The organism is Pseudonocardia kunmingensis, from assembly GCF_006716445.1.
GTDB lineage: Bacteria > Actinomycetota > Actinomycetes > Mycobacteriales > Pseudonocardiaceae > Pseudonocardia > Pseudonocardia kunmingensis.
Window position 1 is genome coordinate 374,021 of the sequence record NZ_VFPA01000002.1, and the last position, 17,426, is coordinate 391,446.

General features: G+C 68.8%; 20 protein-coding genes and 1 pseudogene. 10 read left to right on the plus strand and 11 right to left on the minus strand.

Translation table 11 applies throughout. The features are described 5' to 3' along the window. Positions 1-230: 230 nt before the first annotated feature. Complete coding sequence (locus tag FB558_RS17605) at positions 231-1,187, plus strand: ABC transporter substrate-binding protein (RefSeq protein WP_170231365.1); 957 nt, start codon at positions 231-233, stop codon at positions 1,185-1,187. A gap of 336 nt (positions 1,188-1,523) precedes the next feature. Here FB558_RS17605 and FB558_RS17610 read toward each other — a convergent pair whose 3' ends face one another. The 3 genes from FB558_RS17610 to FB558_RS17620 are packed head-to-tail and all read right to left on the minus strand — an operon-like array spanning position 1,524 to position 3,957. Then, positions 1,524-2,354, minus strand: coding sequence for an ABC transporter permease (locus tag FB558_RS17610; protein WP_142054848.1), 831 nt, complete (start codon positions 2,352-2,354; stop codon positions 1,524-1,526). Continuing rightward, positions 2,351-3,133: an ABC transporter permease gene (locus FB558_RS17615; RefSeq protein WP_142054850.1), complete on the minus strand. Its 783-nt coding sequence runs from the start codon at positions 3,131-3,133 to the stop codon at positions 2,351-2,353. The genes FB558_RS17610 and FB558_RS17615 overlap by 4 nt, the downstream gene beginning before the upstream one ends. Continuing rightward, complete coding sequence (locus FB558_RS17620) at positions 3,130-3,957, minus strand: ABC transporter ATP-binding protein (RefSeq protein ID WP_246106587.1); 828 nt, start codon at positions 3,955-3,957, stop codon at positions 3,130-3,132. Before FB558_RS17620 ends, FB558_RS17615 begins: the two co-directional genes overlap by 4 nt. A 256-nt stretch (positions 3,958-4,213) precedes the next feature. On the opposite strand from FB558_RS17620, the gene FB558_RS17625 reads away from it, so the two are divergent. Both FB558_RS17625 and FB558_RS17630 read left to right on the plus strand, forming a co-directional pair. Next, positions 4,214-5,011 carry an IclR family transcriptional regulator gene (locus FB558_RS17625; RefSeq protein ID WP_142054852.1) on the plus strand — a complete coding sequence of 266 codons (798 nt, stop codon included), beginning with the start codon at positions 4,214-4,216 and terminating at the stop codon, positions 5,009-5,011. Between the two features lie 43 nt (positions 5,012-5,054). Next, positions 5,055-5,684, plus strand: coding sequence for a UbiX family flavin prenyltransferase (locus FB558_RS17630; protein ID WP_211366652.1), 630 nt, complete (start codon positions 5,055-5,057; stop codon positions 5,682-5,684). 21 nt (positions 5,685-5,705) lie between these two features. Here the strand turns inward: FB558_RS17630 and FB558_RS17635 are convergent, their stop codons facing one another. After that, positions 5,706-7,145 carry a UbiD family decarboxylase gene (locus tag FB558_RS17635; protein ID WP_211366653.1) on the minus strand — a complete coding sequence of 480 codons (1,440 nt, stop codon included), beginning with the start codon at positions 7,143-7,145 and terminating at the stop codon, positions 5,706-5,708. Positions 7,146-7,375: 230 nt separating this feature from the next. On the opposite strand from FB558_RS17635, the gene FB558_RS17640 reads away from it, so the two are divergent. Continuing rightward, positions 7,376-7,849: a GNAT family N-acetyltransferase gene (locus tag FB558_RS17640; protein WP_142054858.1), complete on the plus strand. Its 474-nt coding sequence runs from the start codon at positions 7,376-7,378 to the stop codon at positions 7,847-7,849. Positions 7,850-7,950: 101 nt separating this feature from the next. On the opposite strand, the gene FB558_RS45690 is transcribed toward FB558_RS17640, so the two are convergent. Both FB558_RS45690 and FB558_RS17650 read right to left on the minus strand, forming a co-directional pair. After that, on the minus strand, positions 7,951-8,157 hold the full coding sequence (locus FB558_RS45690) for an integrase core domain-containing protein (RefSeq protein WP_211366753.1): 207 nt from the start codon (positions 8,155-8,157) through the stop codon (positions 7,951-7,953). Between the two features lie 212 nt (positions 8,158-8,369). Further along, positions 8,370-8,567, minus strand: a complete 198-nt coding sequence (locus FB558_RS17650) for an integrase core domain-containing protein (protein WP_142054860.1) — start codon at positions 8,565-8,567, stop codon at positions 8,370-8,372. A 186-nt stretch (positions 8,568-8,753) separates the two neighbouring features. Between FB558_RS17650 and FB558_RS17655 the strand changes: the two genes are divergently transcribed. Continuing rightward, positions 8,754-9,782: an IS630 family transposase gene (locus FB558_RS17655; protein WP_142054862.1), complete on the plus strand. Its 1,029-nt coding sequence runs from the start codon at positions 8,754-8,756 to the stop codon at positions 9,780-9,782. Here the strand turns inward: FB558_RS17655 and FB558_RS43290 are convergent. Beyond that, positions 9,779-10,027 carry a transposase gene (locus FB558_RS43290; protein ID WP_170231366.1) on the minus strand — a complete coding sequence of 83 codons (249 nt, stop codon included), beginning with the start codon at positions 10,025-10,027 and terminating at the stop codon, positions 9,779-9,781. The two genes, FB558_RS17655 and FB558_RS43290, sit on opposite strands and share 4 nt — an antisense overlap. A 95-nt stretch (positions 10,028-10,122) precedes the next feature. Here FB558_RS43290 and FB558_RS43295 point away from each other — a divergent pair, with 95 nt between their 5' ends. The 5 genes from FB558_RS43295 to FB558_RS17680 all read left to right on the plus strand — a co-directional run bounded on the left by FB558_RS43295 (position 10,123) and on the right by FB558_RS17680 (position 14,829). Further along, a complete protein-coding gene (locus tag FB558_RS43295; protein ID WP_170231367.1) occupies positions 10,123-10,578 on the plus strand; it encodes a hypothetical protein in 456 nt (151 codons plus the stop codon). A 93-nt stretch (positions 10,579-10,671) separates the two neighbouring features. Next, the gene (gene istA, locus FB558_RS17665) at positions 10,672-12,126 is read left to right on the plus strand and encodes an IS21 family transposase (protein WP_211366654.1); all 1,455 of its coding nucleotides are present in this window, start codon (positions 10,672-10,674) and stop codon (positions 12,124-12,126) included. After that, positions 12,123-12,410, plus strand: coding sequence for a hypothetical protein (locus tag FB558_RS17670; RefSeq protein WP_142054866.1), 288 nt, complete (start codon positions 12,123-12,125; stop codon positions 12,408-12,410). Before istA ends, FB558_RS17670 begins: the two co-directional genes overlap by 4 nt. Further along, positions 12,407-13,177, plus strand: a complete 771-nt coding sequence (gene istB / locus FB558_RS17675) for an IS21-like element helper ATPase IstB (protein ID WP_142054868.1) — start codon at positions 12,407-12,409, stop codon at positions 13,175-13,177. Before FB558_RS17670 ends, istB begins: the two co-directional genes overlap by 4 nt. 233 nt (positions 13,178-13,410) lie before the next feature. Then, positions 13,411-14,829 (plus strand): tetratricopeptide repeat protein, encoded by a 1,419-nt coding sequence (locus tag FB558_RS17680; RefSeq protein WP_170231368.1) that lies wholly within the window; start codon positions 13,411-13,413, stop codon positions 14,827-14,829. A 143-nt stretch (positions 14,830-14,972) separates the two neighbouring features. On the opposite strand, the gene FB558_RS44540 is transcribed toward FB558_RS17680, so the two are convergent. From FB558_RS44540 to FB558_RS17690, 4 genes and pseudogenes are all read right to left on the minus strand, one after another. Next, positions 14,973-15,386 carry a transposase gene (locus FB558_RS44540; RefSeq protein WP_246106588.1) on the minus strand — a complete coding sequence of 138 codons (414 nt, stop codon included), beginning with the start codon at positions 15,384-15,386 and terminating at the stop codon, positions 14,973-14,975. A gap of 13 nt (positions 15,387-15,399) precedes the next feature. Beyond that, a complete protein-coding gene (locus FB558_RS44545; RefSeq protein WP_246106702.1) occupies positions 15,400-15,828 on the minus strand; it encodes a hypothetical protein in 429 nt (142 codons plus the stop codon). Between the two features lie 52 nt (positions 15,829-15,880). After that, a pseudogene (locus FB558_RS44550) lies at positions 15,881-15,979 on the minus strand (hypothetical protein); the annotation flags it as partial. A 299-nt stretch (positions 15,980-16,278) separates the two neighbouring features. Next, positions 16,279-16,962: an IS110 family transposase gene (locus tag FB558_RS17690; RefSeq protein WP_142054872.1), complete on the minus strand. Its 684-nt coding sequence runs from the start codon at positions 16,960-16,962 to the stop codon at positions 16,279-16,281. Positions 16,963-17,426: the final 464 nt, after the last annotated feature.

Sequence of the window (17,426 nt, forward strand, 5' to 3'; positions counted from 1 at the left end):
TCGACTCTGATCAGCGTCAAGCGGGCCCGTCGGGATGCCGTCCACACCTGTCGGTGAAGCTTGACCGAAGCTTGACCGGAACCGACTCGCCTTATAGCGTCCTGCCGACAGGACAGGGTGTCTCGCAGGTGGGGCAACTGTCACGGGCGAGCTGCAACACGGCAGCGTCCATGCAGACCGCCGCGCGGTCGGCGATTTGCACGATCGTCGGGGTCTCACAAGGGAGCGAGATGACGAACAGACGACGGCGGATCGGGGCAGCGCTTGCGCTGGCCACTGCCTTGCTGGTCACGGCCTGCGGCGGCGGTGGGGGCGGCGCCGAGGCGGGCACCCTGCGGGTCGCGTCGAACTCCAACCTGACCGCGCTCCCGTTCTGGGTCGCGCAGGAGCAGGGGTTGTTCGAGAAGCACGGCCTGCAGATCGAATACACGAAGATCGAGAACGTCGCGACGCTGCCGCAGGCACTGGGCACCTCGTTCGACATCGTGCTCTCGACGCCGACGCTGGCGATCAGCTCGACGGCACAGGGGATCCCGATGGTGGAGGTCGCAGGCTCCTCGGTGGACACCGAGGCCAACCCGTCGAACTTCCTCATGGTCGCCAAGGACTCCGGGATCACCGACGTCACCCAGCTCCCCGGCAAGACCATCGGTGTGCTCAACGAGACCGGCACCCTGCACGTGGCCACCCTCTACTGGCTGCAGAAGTCGGGTGTCGACCCGAAGTCGGTCAAGATCGTGCAGGTCGACGGCCCGTCCCAGGCCGACCAGCTCCGCAGCGGCCGGGTGGACGCGGTGGAGACCGTGACCCCGTTCAGCGGTCAGATCGAGAGCGTCGGCGGCGTCAGCCTCGGCACCCCGTACCGGTCCATGGCCCTGGAGATCAGCCCGATCTACTGGGCGTCCCGCGAGGACTGGGCTGATGGCCACGACGCCGACATCGACAAGTTCGTCGCGGCCCTCGACGAGGCCCAGCAGTACATCGCCGCGAACGACGGAGCCGCCCGCGACGTCCTGCAGGACCAGACCGGCTACTCCGACGAGATCGTGGCCTCCATCCCGTTCCCCACCTACAACACCGACGTCCGTCAGCAGGACGTCGCGCTGTGGCTGGAAGCGATGCGCTCGGCCACCGGGTTCACCGGTGACGTCGACCCCGCCGCACTCGTGCACCAGCCCAACCCCTGAGCCCCTCCCCAGCTGATCGCGCCGGCGCCGGGACCCTCCCACAGGGTCCCGGCGCCGGCGTTTGCGTGGACATGCCGGTGCCTGCCCTGCCCCCGCTGCAGGCCAGGCTCGGCGACGGCCTCCGACAGACTGCCGCCCGGCTCCTGTCCGAGGCGCGGGCCGGGCCCTGCCCGCGAGAGTGCCCGGACGGCATGACGGCCACCTGGGCGGACACCTGTGCGGGGCCCGCCACCGCGGGGTCGAGCGGGCCGGGCGGCGGTGGCTCGTACCTCCGGCTGAAATGGGAACGGGCGCCACCTCCATCGGTGACGCCCGTTCCCATCGGTCTGCGGAGGCTCAGCGACCGCCTCCCGTGAGCCGCACGTTGACGGCCGACTCGGCCCGCGTGACGAGCCAGTTCACGGCGAACCCGAGCAAACCCGCGATCACCAGCAGCCCGAAGACCTGTGCGGACTTGAACGTGGCCTGCGCTGTGCCCAGGAGCGCACCGATTCCGTTGATCTTGGTGACGATCTCCACGAGCAGCGCGATGATCAGCGCCAGCGGCCCGGAGACCCGGACGCCCAGCAGCACACTCGGCGTCAGCGCGGGCACGAGGATCTTGCGCGTCCTGGCCCACCACGAGAGGTGGAGCGTCCGGGGGACGTCGAGCAGGACGGGGCTCATCGCGCGCCGCGCCGACCGCACGGTCAGCAGCACCGGCCACGTGGCCGGCAGGATGACCACGGCGAGCTTCATCTCCAGCGTGTAGCCGAGCAGCAGCGCGGCCAGCGGCACCAGGGCCGCCGCCGGCAGCACCCGCAGGAACTCCAGCGTCGGACCGGCGGCGCGGTCCAGCGTGCGGTTCGCGCCGACGAGCGCCCCGAGCGCGGCGCCGAGCACGGTAGCGATGAGCAGGCCCAGTACAACGGTCAGTGCCGTGTCCCCGATGGCCGTGGCGAGCACGCCGTCGTCGAGCAGCGGCCGGACCTCGGTCACCCACTTCGACGGTGGCGGGAAGTAGGGCGAGCTCGGGTCCCCGACGACCTGCCAGATCACCAGCAGCAGCACCAGGGGCAGCAGTCCGCGCAGCGGCCCGGTGCCCATCCCGTCGTGGCCCTTCCGCCGCCGGACCTTCGTCCGCGGCGGCGCCACCGTCGTCCGGGCCTCAGCCTCAGCGATACTCATGCGATGTCTCCCGCCGCTGCCATCTGTCCGCGGAACAACAGCCGGGCACCGGACTGCAGCAGCGCGTTGAGCACGATCCCGGTCAGCCCGATGGCGATGATGTAGGCGAACATCAGCTCGGGCCGCAGCGCCTGGGCGCTCTGGATCAGCGCGAAGCCGAGCCCGGCCGGGTTGCCGACCATCTCGGCCACCAGCGTCAGGACCAGGGAGATCGAGATGCCGAGGCGGAGCCCGACCACGATCGACGGGGTCGCCGCGGGCAGGCGCAGCTTCCAGAGCTCACCGAAGGTCCCGAGCTTCAGCACCCGCCCGACCTCGCGCTTGCGCTGGTCGAGGCTGTGCATCCCGGAGATCGTGTTGAGCGTGATCGGCCACAGCGCCGCGTAGAACGCGAGGAGGATCTCGGTCTGCATGCTGAAGCCGAACAGGAGCACCGCGACCGGCACGAACGCGACGATCGGCAGCGACCGCAGCGAGTCGATGCTCGCCATCGTGTAGGTCCACACCGGGCGCAGCAGCCCGATCAGGGTGCCCAGCGCCACCCCGACCACGACGGCGGCCAGCCAGCCCACCACGGCGGCGGCGAGGGTGTGGGCCAGGTTCTCGAACAGCTTCCCGTTCTCGACGATCTCCCACCCGCCCTCCGAGATCTCCGACGGCATCGGCAGGTACTCGAGATCGACGAGCCCGACGCGCATGACGAGCTCCCAGAGCAGCAGGATCCCGACACCGGTCGCCAGCCCGAGCGCGTTGATCCGGGTCAGGAGGCCCGGCTTCACCGTGCGACCTCATGCCCGAGCGCCGCGTACACACGGTGGCGCAGGTCGAGGTACTCCGGTGTCTCCTTGGTGCCGATCTGGTCGCGCGGCCGTGGCAGGTCGACGTCGAGGGTGAGGCCGATGCCGGCCGGGCGGCCGCTGAGGACGACGACCCGGTCGCTGAGGTACACGGCCTCCTCGACGTCGTGGGTCACGAAGACGACGGCGGTGCCGGTCAGGGACTGCACCCGCTGGAGCTGGTCCTGCAGCGACGCCTTGGTCATCGCGTCCAGGGCGCCGAACGGCTCGTCCATGAGCAGGACCGACGGCCGCATCGCGAGGGCGCGGGCGATCTGCACCCGCTGCTGCATCCCGCCTGACAGCCGGAACGGGTACTCCTGCGCGCTCGCCGTCAGGCCGACCATCTCGAGAGCGTCGTCGACGCGCCGGGTGCATTCCTCCTTGCTGAGGCCGTCCTCGACGCCGAGGGCGACGTTGCGACGGACGGTGCGCCAGGGCAGCAGCGAGTTCGTGTAGTCCTGGAACACCGTGACGACGCCGTCCGGTGGCCCGGAGACGGGGACCCCGCCGGCCAGGACCGCGCCGTCGGTGGATGGGGTGAGGCCGCCCAGTACCCTGAGCAGCGTCGTCTTGCCGGTGCCCGAGGCGCCGAGCACGGAGACGAACTCACCGGCGGCGATGGTCAGGTCGACGCCCTTGAGGATGTCCACAGCGCCGGTCGCACCGGTCAGGCGGACCAGCAGGTCCCGGCACTCCAGGCTGGGGGAGCCGGGGCCGTGCAGTGTGGGAACCTCTGCGGTCCCGGTCGGTCTCGCGCCGGTCAATGTGGGTTACCTCCGGAGGACGACGGCGTCACGAGTGGAGCGCAGCTGAGGACACTTTGTCCTCTATAGAGGAGACTATGTCCTGTCCCTGCGACCGGTCAATGCGTTGACGGGATCAGCGGCTGACCTTAGTATTCCAACCAGAAGGACAAGTAGTCCTCAGGGCAGGTCAAAACGGACTCCGCCCGATCGCCTCGCGCAGCTCGGTGTCGTGTACGCGGCACTGCCGTGCGCAGGAGGATAGGAGAGCAGGTCGGTGGCCGCCAACGTCCCCGCCGTCGCCGCGGCCATCCGGATCCTGGAGCACCTCGCCGCGGAATGGCCCCGTTCCGTCTCACCCGGAACGCTGGTCGACGAACTCGATCTCAACCGCAGTACCTGCTACAACATCCTCGCGACGCTGCAGCGGGCCGGTTGGGCCAACACCACCGAGCGCGCCGGCTGGAGCCTGGGATCCCGGTTGCTCACGTTGACCGGCGTCAGCCAGGAGCTCGTCGTCAGCGTCGTCCAGGAGGAGCTCGACGCCCTGAGCAGGCGCCTCGGCTTCGTGGCCTTCGCCGCGGAACGCGACGGGTCGGGCGGATTCACCGTGGTGGCCAAGGCCGAACGCGCGAGCGGCATCCGCGTGAGCGTCGGGGTCGGCGACCGGTTCCCCTTCTCCGCGCCGGCCCTCCTCCATGCCTTCGCGGCCTGGATGCCGCCGAGCGAGTTCGACAAGCAGGTCGCCCAGCACGGCCTGACCAAGTTCACCGAGTTCACGGTGGTCGAGCCGGCCGAGCTCCACGACGTCCTGCAGCGGGCCCGCGAGGACGGCTTCAGCCGCAGCATCAAGCAGCTCGACCTCTCCCAGGCCGCCGTGGCGTCCACCGTGTTCGACGCCAAGTCGCGGGCCGCGCTCGCGATCGTGGTGCTCGCCTTCTCCAGCGAGCTGGACGAGCGCAACGTCGAGGAGGTCGGGGACGCGGTGCGTCAGACGGCCGAGCACGTCACCCTGCGCATCGGTGGCACGCCGCCGTCGGGCTATCGCGACGCGGCGCACCATGCGGCCGGCTGACGGCGCGCCGACGGCGCCGCGGCGCGTGCCGTGGGTGATCGGCGTGACGGGAGCGAGCGGCACGCCCTACGCCGCCACCCTCATCCGGGCGATGCTGGGGGCGGGCGAGGCCGTGGACCTGGTGATCAGCAAGGCCGCCCGGCTGACGATCCTCGACGAGACCGGCATCGCGGTGCGGGACGCGCACTGGCGCTCCGACGTGGGGGAGTGGGTCGGCTGCGACGTCTCAGCGATCTCCTACTGGGCCCCGGCCAACATGGCGGCCGGGCCGGCCAGCGGCTCCTACCCCACCAAGGGCATGGTCGTCGTCCCCGCCACCACCTCGGCCGTGGCCGGTATCGCCCTCGGCACGAGCAAGGACCTGCTGCAGCGCGCGGCCGACGTGACCCTCAAGGAGCGGCGGCCGCTCGTGATGGTCGTGCGGGAGACCCCGCTGCGCACCCCCGTCCTGGAGCACCTCGCCTCGCTGAGCCGGGAGGGGGCCGTCATCATGCCGGCCAGTCCGGCGTTCTACGCGGGCGGCAAGGATGTGCAGCAACTGGTCGACCAGCTCGTCGGCCGCATCCTGGACATCTGTCACGTGCCGAACGACCTGTTCCCCCGCTGGACGGGTGAGCTGGGGCGGGGCCGGCGCCACGACGCCGACCCCGCCCCCCTCGACCTGGACGGATAGGGCCCCCGCCCAGCCCTCGCCTCAGTCCTCGAGGACGTGCCCCCACCGGCCGAGAACCTCGCGCAGGTAGGCGGGGTCGCTCTGCGCCACCCTCGGGAAGGTGTCCTTGCGCTCGTAGGGGATGCACGCGTCGATGATCGCCCTGCTGTTGTACGGCGGGGTGTCGGGCGGGAGCATCGGGTCGAGCTTGCTGCCCCACGTGCGGCCGACGACGTCGATGTCGACGGCCGGGTCCGTGCGCGTGGACATCGCCCAGACGACCTGGCCGAGGTCGGACACGTCGATGTCGTCGTCGACCACGACGACGTACCGGTTCATGTACGCCGCCGCCGGGGTGTTGGCGGCAAGGTGGCCGACCTGACGGGAGTGCCCGGCGTAGCGCTGGTCCACCGAGACCACGACGAACAGCCTCCCGCCACCCGGCTCGTGCGCCCACGCGGCCGTGACGCCGGGCACGCCCATGCTCACCAGCTCGTCGTGGATCATCGCCGACTTCATCATCGTGCGCATGTAGGAGTAGTCGTGCGGCGGCTTGCCGGGCGGCGCTCCGAGCAGGATCGGGTCGTCACGGTGGTAGAGCCGGGTGATCTCCATGTCGAGGTTCGGCCGGGGACTCCCGGCGAAGTATCCGGTCCACTCCCCGAAAGGGCCCTCGACGCAGCGCCGGTCGGGATAGAGCCAGCCTTCCACCGCGATCTCGCTCGCGGCCGGGATCGGCAACCCGTTCTCGGGCGAGCGGAACACCGGAACGCGCTCGCCGAGCACGGCCCCGGCGTAGTCGAGCTCGGAGATCCCGCCGGGGACCTCGGTGCCGCCGAGTACCAGCAGCAGCGGGTCGTGCCCGAACGACACGGTGACCGGTGCCCTGCCCTCCTTCGCGAACCAGCGGGCGATGTTCTGCGCGCCGTGCTTGCCGGGCACCGCGGCGATCGTCGTGCTGCGGCCTTCGTTCTGCACCTGCATCCGGTAGCAGCCGCCGTTGGGCACGCCGGTCTCGGGATCTGACGTCACCACCAGGCAGCCGGTGCCGATGAAACGGCCGCCGTCACCGCCGTGCCACCGCGGCACCGGGAAGGCCAGCAGGTCGACGTCGTCCTTCTCCACCACGTTCTGCAGGAACGGCGCCGTCGACACCTCCTGCACCGGGAAGTCCTTTGCCGCGGCCGCCCACTGCGAGGGCTTGCCGCGCAGCGCGGCGACGACGCTGGCGTCGTCCAGGTCGTCGCCGAGCCGCAGGGTGCGGGCCAAACGGCGCGCAGACCCGGTGCTGCCGGTGAGCACCCGCATGCCCTGCGGGTAGTCGCCGATCCGGTCGAACAGCAGAGCCGGTGGGCGCTTCTGCCGGTAGCACAGCTCGGCGATCGCCCCCAGCTCGAGGTCCCAGTGTGCCCCCTCGACCGTCCGCAACTCGTCGGCGATGCCCTCGACGAAGGTGCGCAGGCTCAGCAGCGGTTCGTCCACGAGCATCGGTCCTTTCTTGGCCGGCCCCGGGCCGACCGGGACGGCGAGCAGAGAATGCGCAGAGGACAGGACTGTGTGTCCTGCTGTCAGGACGGTAGGCATCGCCCTGTGGCTTCGTCAAGCTCACGGGCAGCCTGCGTTGTCCTCAACAGTGGACAACTTGTCTTCCATGCTGTACATACCTGAGCTGCCGCGCCAGGCCCTCGCAGGTAACCCATAGCCTCGCCGCCATGACCGATCGCGCCTTCGTCCCCGACGACTTCGCCGTCCCACCGGAGATGGTGACCCCGCGGTTCCGCCTGGAACCGCTGGGCCCGCCGCACAACCCCGACGACCACGCGGCGTGGAGCAGCAGCATCGAGCACATCCGCGCGACGCCCGGCTTCGAGAGCCGGACCTGGCCGCCGGCGGGCGGGATGGCGCTGGAGGCGAATCTGGCCGACCTGCAGCAGCATGCGGACGACTTCGCCCGGCGTACCGGGTTCACCTACAGCGTGGTGGAGCCCGCAGGCGGCGGCGTGATCGGATGTGTCTACATCTACCCGTCCAGCCGGGCGGACGTGGACGCCGAGGTGCGCTCCTGGGTGCGGGCCGACCGGGCCGAGCTGGACGCGCACCTGCACCGTGCCGTGAGCGCCTGGCTGGCCGCGGTCTGGCCCTTCGGCACGGTCGACTACGCGCTGCGCCTCGGCCCGGATGCCTGAACGATCGTTGTTGATCTCCGCCTGTAGTGCGCCAAAATCCTTTGCTCAGCGTGTGGCCTGGGGTTCGAGTGCGGTTCAGGCGGCTCGTCGGTACTCGTTGATCACGCCGCCGAGGACACGGTGTCGTCGGATTGGGGCGTCGAGCGGGACGACGGCGGCGGTGTCGTGGTTGGGTGGCGCTGTCCGCGGCCTTGGTGTGGTCGGTGGTCGTTGAAGTGTCGGGCGTACTCGTCGAGGATCGTCGCGGCGTGCCGTTCGTTGTAGATCAGGATCCTGTCGGTGCACTCTGATCGGATGCTACGGACGATCTTTCAGCGTAGCAGTTGGCTTGCGGCGTCCGTGGTGGAGTCTTCAACGCTTCGATGCCTTCGGAGGCGAACACTGCGTCGAATGATGTGCTGAATTTTGGTGTCTCGGTCGCGGATGAGGAATCGGAAACTCGGAGATCTGGTCGTCGAGGTGCGACAGAAGGTTACGGGCGATGAGCTTGGCCCCTGCGCCGGACACTGACGGTGTGGGGTCAGTGATCTTGGTCGGGCGGGGTGTGGACTGCTTCGTAGTCGACCGGCGAGAGCATTCCGATGCCGGAATGGCGTCTGTGCGGGTTGTACCAGCACTCTATCCACTCGAATATCGCGTTGGCAAGCTCGGCGCGGCTCTTCCACGTTCTGGAGTCGAGGAGTTCGAGTTGCATGGTGCCCCAGAACGACTCGACCATCGAGTTGATGCTCCTATAGTTGTCAAGCCGCGGCGCCGGCACAATCCGACTTGTGCGGCGCAACGATCATCTGATAGATCTCGCGAACCAGGAGCCTTTTCAGGCAGCGTAGAATCTCTTTCTTGGTCTTACTAAGCAGACTGTAAGTAGGTAGACATTCGAGCTGACTTGTGATCTAATTCTCGTGTGCGCGACAACGATGGCCGGAAGCTCGATCACGCGACTCTGGAAGCTCTCCGCATTCGGGCCTGCGAGCAGATCGAGAACGGTGCCCACCCGGAAGATGTCGCGGCCGGTCTCGGTTTCAATCGGTCGACGGTGTTCGGATGGGTTGCAGCGTATCGGAAAGGTGGCGCCGAGGCGCTGCGGGCCAAGCCAGTTCCGGGCCGCCCGCCGAAGCTGACTCGAGCGCAGATGAGCGTGTTGTTCACGATGATCGCGGGTTCGAATCCGGCCCAGTTTCAGTTGGAGTTCGCGCTGTGGACCCGCGACCTGGTTCGGCAAGTCATTGCCCAACGGTTCGGGGTGAACCTGTCTGTCGGATCGGTTGGACGGGTCCTGCGCTCGCTCGGACTATCGCCACAGCGGCCGCTGCACCGGGCCACCCAGCAGGACCCCGAGCGGGTAGCCCGCTGGCGTGCCGAGGAGTACCCGGCCATCCGCGACGAAGCCGCGCAGCTCGGGGCCACCGTGTACTTCGCCGACGAGGCCGGCATCCGCTCCGACTGCCACTCCGGCACCACCTGGGCGCCGGTCGGTCAGACCCCCGTCGTGCGAACCACCGGCGCCCGACACGCGATCAACATGATCTCCGCGGTCACCGCCAAGGGTGCGATGCATTTCAGAACGTTCACCGGAAAAATGAACGCTGACGTGTTCATCGACTACTGCCGCGACCTACTCAACGACGACGGCGGCACCGTCTTCCTCATCATTGACGGCCACCCCGTCCACCGCTCCCGCGCGGTGAAAGACTTCGCCGCCTCGACCGAAGGCAGGCCCCGCCTGTTCTTCCTCCCGCCCTACTCTCCAGAACTCAACCCGGACGAATGGGTGTGGAAGAACGTCAAACATGATCGCATCGGAAAAACCGCCATCAGCAGCGCCGACGACCTGCGCGGCAAGGCCGAATCCGCGCTCCTACGTCTCCAGCGCCTACCTGAACTGATCCGCGCGTTCTTCCGCGATCCATGCCTCCGTTACATAACCGCCTAAGCAGTCCACTTATTTTCGATCTTCTTGGTACCTTCTGCGGTGCGCCGGGCGACGTAGGTGATCGTGGGTTCGTGGAATCGCGTGCGGACGACGATGATGCGGTGCAGGGCCGCGTTGGCCTGCCGGTGGCCGCCTCGGTTGAGGCGGTGCCGCGAGGTCTTCCCGGAGGACGCGGGGATGGGGCAGGCGCCGCAGAGCTTGGCCAGGGCGGCCTCGCTGCGGATCCGTTCGGGGTTGTCGCCCACGACGAGAGCAGCTCGGCCGCGGAGTCCTCGCCGACGCCGAACAGGCTGGTCAGCGCGGGTGCGGCGCGCTCGGTGAGGGTGGCCAGGACGCGGTCGTGCAGCCGGGTTTCCTGCTCGAGGGCGTGGTAGCGGTCGGCGAGTGCGCGCAGCGTGTAGCGGGCCGCGTCGGCGGGCCCGCTCATCGAGCCATAGCGCAACTCGCGACATTCAGCGATCAGCGCCTTGTCGTTGAGCGGTTCGAGCCGTTCACGGAGTTCCGCGGGTGCGGTCACGATGACCGTTTTCAGCGTGATGATCGCCTGGCTGCGGGCCTTGGTCGCGGCGTCCTTCGCGATCTTGACCTGGCGGATCATCTCGACGGTGCCGTCGGCGGTCTTCGGCACGGCCGTCGCCGCGCCGGACAGCACCGCGCGGGCGGCGGCCTCGGCGTCGATGGTGTCGTTCTTCCCGCGCAGGTGCCGCACGCCGCGGTCCGGGCGGTTGACCTCGAGAACCAGGTGTCCGCGTACGAGCTCATGTGTAGGTCGGCGTACGAGGTGATCTGTCGTTGAGGTCCCGGCGAGTCGTTGATCGATTCGCCGAGGGCGTGGCCACCCTCCGGTCTTGTCAGCCGCCAAGCAGACCAGACCGGAGGGGGCCACCCCGTGATCCTGCCCGTGGAGGCATGGATGGACCTACGCCGCTACAAGCCGTTGCGTGATGCCGGCGCGACCTGGCGAGAGATCGCCGATGAGGTCGGCCTGGACTGGCGCACCGTGAAGCGCTACCCGTCGACCGGCGCGCCGGCCGGGCCGCCGGTCGCGCCGCGGCGCAAGGGCACCGTCGCCCGCAAGATCGACGCTCTGGCCCCGGTGGTCGATGCCTGGTTGGCCGCCGATTCGCGGTTGAAGGCCTCGGTGATCCATGAGCGGCTCGTCGCCGAGCACGGATTCGACGGGCATTACCAGCGGGTCAAGCTCTACGTCGCCGAGGCCCGCGAACGGCTGGCCCGCGACGGCGAGGTCGAGTCGGGCCTGAACGGGTTGCACCGCCGGTTCGAGGTGATCGCCGGCGCCCAAGCCCAGGTCGACTGGGGCGACGAAGGTCAGGTCCTGCTCGATCGTGGTGTCGCGAAGGTCTACTCGTTCCACATGACGTTGTCCTACTCCCGGGACCCGTTCTGCTGCTTCACCACCAGCCAGGACCTGGGCACGTTCTTCGACTGCCACCGCCGGGCGTTCGCGCACTTCGGCGGGGTGCCTGCCGCGATCGTCTATGACCGCACCAAGACCGTGGTCAAGCGGCACGTCGCGCCTCGGGAGGCGGTGCCGCTGCACCCGCAGGCCGCGGCGTTCGCGCAGCATTACCGGTTCGTGATCGACGTGCTCGCCGCCTACCGCCCGACCGGGAAGGGCCGCGTCGAGCGCCAGGTCGCGATCGTGCGCGACCACGTCCTGGCCGGACGCACGTTCGACAGCCTGGCCGAGCTGGACGGGGCGTTCGCCCAGTGGGTGCCGATCCGCCGCGCCCAGCGTCACCGCACCCACGGCGAGCTCATCGGGGTCCGCGCCGCAGCCGATCACGGTGCGCTGGGCGCTCTGCCCGAGCTGCCCTACCTGGTCACAGACCGGCACCTGCGCCGGGTCGGGCGGGACTGCCTGATCAGCTTCGAGGGATCGAGCTACTCGGTGCCCGCCCGCGCCGGCGACGGGCGCCCAGCACGGGCCGGGCAGCGGGTCGAGCTGCGGATCAGCGCCGACACCGTCACGATCCACCGCCTGGCCCTCGACGGTGACCCGATCATGCTGGCCGCGCACGCCCGGGCCAATCGTCGTGGCGTGATGGTGGTCGACCCGACGCACTGGGACGGGCTGCCCGACGGACACACCCGCGCAGTCACCCTGGACCCGCCACCCCAGCCGCCCGACACCACTGCCAGAGCCGAGGACGAGCCGGGGCTCGACCCGCTCGCCGGGCTGATCGCAGCCCGCCCGATCGCCGCGACCCCGGTCGCACGACGAGCGCTGACCTCCTACGACACCGCCGCCGGGATCACCACTACCGGGATCACCACTACCGGGATCACCACTGCTGGGCCGGCCGAGGGGAGCGACCGGTGAGCACCGTCAACGTCGCACCCGCCACCGAGCCTGGCGTTGTTCTGGATCCCGACCAGGCCGAGCGGCTGCGCCATCTGATCGGCACCGTCGAGGACTGGCTGCTGCACTGCGGCGACGAGGCCCTCGACGACCTCGCCGGGTTCCTCACCGGGCTGGGCCGGGCGTCGTCCTTCGCCTCCCGCGAGCGCCTGGTCGACGACCTCGTCAACGATCTCGGCGAGCACGCCGTGGCACTGCGAACCGCGCTGCGCCACGCCGGCATCGGGGCAGGACCGGCGGCATGAGCGAGCTGGTCACCACCCGCATCCGCGGCCACGCCACCCGCCTCACCCCGCCGCATCTGGGCCAGCACCTCGAAACGCTCGTCGCCCGGGCAGAGGCCGACACCATGGGCTACCTCGAGTTCGTCGACCTGCTCCTGGGCGAGGAACTCGGCGTCCGGGAGGGCCGCCGGTTCCGGACCGCGCTCAAACTCTCCGGGCTGCCCCACCACAAGGGCCTGGACCAGTTCGACTTCGCCTTCCAACCCGAGCTCGACACCCGCAAGGTCCGCGACCTGGCCGCCCTGGAGTTCGTGGCCAGCCACAGCAACATCGCCCTGCTCGGCCCACCCGGGGTCGGGAAGACCCACCTCGCCGTCGCGCTCGCCGTCGCCGCCGCCGGCGCCGGCTACTCGATCTACTTCACCAGCCTCGACGAGGCCGTCCGACAACTCCGCGCCGCCGAGCAGACCGGGCGGTTCGCCAAGAAGCTCCAAACCTACCTACGACCCGCCGTCCTGGTCCTCGACGAGGTCGGCTACCTCCCGCTGGACCGGGCCGCGGCGAACATGGTGTTCCAGCTGATCAGCCGCCGCTACGAACGCGGCTCGGTGATCCTCACCAGCAACAAGGCGTTCAGCGAGTGGGGCCACGTGTTCGCCGACGACGTCCTGGCCACCGCCATCCTCGACCGGCTCCTGCACCACTGCCACGTGCTCAGCATCAACGGACCCAGCTACCGCCTCAAAGACCGCGCGTCACTCGCCCCCAGCAGCACTCCCGTGTCATGATCCCCCCGCCGGGACCGACATGTGTCGGTCGTACTCCGACCGACACATGAGGTAGTACGCCGACATCCCGGACCGGCCGCGGGGTCCGGGCTGCGCCAGGCCGCCGGAGGCCAGGTCAATCCGATGGCGATGTAACGCCCACCACACGCTTCGCGAGTCCGCTCCCGACATCTTGTCCCGCCTCGACCACAGCTTCCAGGAGCTCCACGGGAGAGGGGAAACCCTCCATGCCCATGTACAGGCACGATCGTCTGCCAGGTGGCAGCCACTACGTCCGGCGGACCACCTGGGAGGACGAGGCGGCAGGCGCCCTCGTCGGAGGAGCAGCTTCGGCGACTGGCTGGCTGATCGGATCAGGAATCTCCGGCATACGAACTCTGGCTCGGAATTCACAAGACCGAAGGCTGGTTCGTGCCGCGACAGCGCTGGAAGAGGCCTCGGAGTCCGAAGATGACGACCAGTTTCTTGCACTCGCCACCGACTTCACTCGTCGCTATCCTCAGCTAGAAGATGGGCACGCGGCGCTCGCGCTAGCACTCCAAAGAAAAGGACAGTTCGACGCCGCAATCAGATCTCTCGATCGAGCGATTCAGGTGGGCCTAGATGAGACACAGGCCCATATGATTCGAGCTGATATCTATGATGACGCGAACAAGCCCGGGAAAGCTATTCAAGAGTTCACGATGCTCACTCAGGCTCAGATTCCAGAGCTTCGCCAAATAAGCCTCCTTAGCCGCGCCAGACTTCTCATCCAGATCGGCGATCTAGACCAAGCGCTCAAGGATGCAAACGATGCTATCGCCACACTGCCGGATGAGTCGGCATATATCCTGCGCGGGCATGTCCACCGACGTAACGGCGATCTTGAGAGCTGCCTACAAGATTACAGCCGTGCTATCCAGCTTTGCCTCGAATCGCCCGACTTCTTGTCCGAACGTGCCGATGTCTACGAGATGCTAGGAAACGCCGAGGAAGCAGAGAATGATCGCGCTGCCGCGCGAGCACGTTCGATGGCCTCAGCAGACGCCAGCGTCACCGGCGAACCGCCGGACCCAGTATCCCCCCCTGCAGCGCGTACCGCGACCTCACCACAGCACAAGACAGTAGCCCATCCCAAAGAGCGCAAGGTCTGGGTTTGGGTGGCGTGTACGACTCTGCTAGCAACGGCGCTTCTGCTAGGGGCAATACTTACTTTCGCCGGTACTGGGGCAAGCTCAGTGTCTCGGGGAGACCCAGGGCTGTCGATCAATTCCGCGCCCCCGTCTCAGGTCAGCGCTGACCCTCAGACGCAGCTTCAGCAACTGCGAGCTGCTGATGACCCAAACGTCGAGCGCCTAATCGGTTACTGGGTGCCGCAGCTGTCGGCAAAGAAGCCGGGTTTGGTTGCCGAGGGCCAGGCCTTCTCGCCAGCAGACGTCCTCGCCGATCACATGGTTCTGCGCTCGACGTATCCCGGCGCCCTACTTCTATGGTCTGGCGACTACCCCAGCTACAGGAATGGCGACTTTTGGATCACTGTGGTCAACCAGCCTTCTTCCACACCTAAAGAAGCGAACTCTTGGTGCGACGCACAAGGGATTCGACCAGACGACTGTTTCGCGAAGAAGATATCACGCACTGGCGATTCAATGGGTACCACAGCATACCGGTAGCCAGGCCCAACATTATCGGTCGCCACCTGATGTCGGCGGCGCATGAGCAGTCGGGCCCTGAGGTGCACCACCGCACCCTGTGATAGCGGCCGGGCCAGGGGACTGTCACTAGTGCGGTGACCACATACGTTCGCCGGTTGTGGTCATGCGGCGGTGTTGCGGGGGCGGCCCCAGCGTTGCTGACGTTCGCTGCGGACGCGGGCGCGTTCGCGGCGTTGGGCCGCGAGAACGTCGGGGTGCCGGGCGTTGGCGTTGCGCCAACGCAGGTAGCCCTGCAGCCGGCGGGCCAGCACGGTGTGGTTGGGGTGGTTCGAGGCGCCCATCACGAAGGTGCGCAGCGGCCCGAACTGGGCCTCGATCGGGTTGGCCCAGGACGCGGAGGTCGGGGTGAAACACAGCTCGACCTTGTTCCGCGCCGCCCACGCCCGGATCGCGGGGGTCTTGTTCGCCGACAGGTTATCCATGATCACGTAGATCGGTGCGCGGTCCGGGCGGGCCGCGCGGATCGAGCGGAGCGCCGCGAGGGTGTGATCGGCGCCCTTGCGGCGCCGGTTCACACCCCAGAGCTGGTCATCGGCGATGCTGTAACAGCCGTGGAAGTAGCGGACGGGCGTGGGTGCGGGTGTAGGTCGCGGGCAACCGGGTCGGCTTGGACTCGCGAGCCCAGGTGGAGCCGTGGCAGGGACGAATCGACAGCGGCCCGAACTGGTCGAACGCGAAGCAACGGTCGGGGAACCGGCTGGTCACTTCCTCGATGCGGTCCAGCTTGAGGTCCTTGTCCGGGTCCGTGGATTCCTTCCAGGTCCGGGTTCGCTGGAACGACACCCCGGCCTCGCGCAGGATGAGTCGCAGCCGTTCGCGGCCGATCACGATCCGTCGTTCGTGGCAGCGGGCGAGGTAGGCGACGAGTTTGCGGATGCTCCAGCGTGTGAACGGGCAGCCGAGCTTGCCCGGGCGGGTGGTGGCCGTCGCGGGCGATGAAACCGATGTCGTCGTCACTGATCAGGCGGGGACGGCCTCCCGCCCACTGAGGGTCCAGCGCGGCCAGCCCCCGCTGGTTGAACGCGTGGATCACATCGCGGACGGTGTCCTCATCGGCTGCCACCAGCCGCGCGATCGCGGGCACAAGCGTTCCCGACGCCGAGGCCATGATGATCGTCGCCCGGCGGACCCGAATCGGGTTCCCGCGCCCGCGGCGCACGATCTGAGTCAGCCGACGGCCTTCCTCGTCGGTCAACCGTCGTGCTCTGACAGGCTCTGCCACCCCAACCCCCACTTGCCGACCGACACGATGTCAGCGCCGAGAGTGGGATCACCCGCCCCGGCGATCAGGGACGCTGCCCGGCGTGTCGCCAACCGGTGAACGTTCATGGTCACCGCACTAGCGTTTGCGGATCTCTTGTGGGACTCCGGGGTTTGATGCGGATGGGGACTGCTCCCTTCGCCGTGTTAGAAGTCACGCCCGGGGCCGCTGGTGCGGATCTGGCAGACCGCGACGAGGTGCAGGGCGCGGTTGAGCTGACGGTTCCCGGCCCGGGACAGGCGATGGCGGCGCTGGTCCCCCGGTGGACGCCTCGATCGGTGCGGTGCCGCAGTAGCTGGCGTAGTGGTGTCGGCTGGGAAACCGACGACCGTGCGGGTGTGGCCGACGATCTTCGCGGCGAGAACCGGTCCGACGCCGTGGATCTGGGTCACGGTCGTGCCGTGGGCGGTGACGGCAGCGGCGATGTCGGTGGCGTTGCGCTCCAGCGCGGTGTCGAGACGACGCAGGTCGGCCACCAGGTCCCGAGCCAAGGCCGTGCGCTGCTCATCGACGCGGGTCGCCGGGCGCATCCTGCGCAGCAGCGCGACGGCCCGGTCCACGGTGAGGTTGCGTTTGGCGCCTCCCTCGAGCAGATCGCGCAGCAGCGCGTGGAGCCGGTTCGCGGTGCGGGTGCGCTCCTCGGCCAGGTCGTCACGTCGTTCGGAGAGCAGCCGCAGCACGACGCTGTGGTCCTCGGCCTGGACCGGGTGCAGCCGCCGATGGTGCTGGGCGACCGTGGCCACCGACGTGGCATCGATCGGATCGGTTTTGCGGGCGCGGCCGGTGTTGAGCAGCCGCGCTCGCGCGGCCAACTGGGCGGGCACGTCCACGACGGGTCGCCGGCGGCGCCCAGGCCCTGGGCCACGCCGCGACCCAGTCCCGCTGCGCCTTCGACCGCCCACCAGCGTTGATCCCAGCGTGCTGCCCAGGCGCGCAGCGCCGCGACAGCGGTGCTGTTCACCTCGAGGCGGATCGTGGCCGCGACCTTGCCGGAGGGCTCGAGGGCCACCGCGGTCAGCGAGCTCTGGTGCGGGTCGATCCCGATCGTGATCACGCGCCACCTTCCGTCGCAGGTTCCGGGAAGCACCGCGACGGGCAGCCTGGCTTCAGGTGGGTTCATGCCTCTGTTGAGCCACGCCGCGGGCGGGCGACGGCCGGCGGCACGCTATGGGTGAGCCAGCCCGACAAGGGCGGCAAGAAGCGTCCGAGCCAGCCGACCGTCACCCTCGGCACGCTATGGGCTGCAGACCCAGCGGCCTGAGCCCATCCAACAAGTCAGAAGCGTCAGAACGCC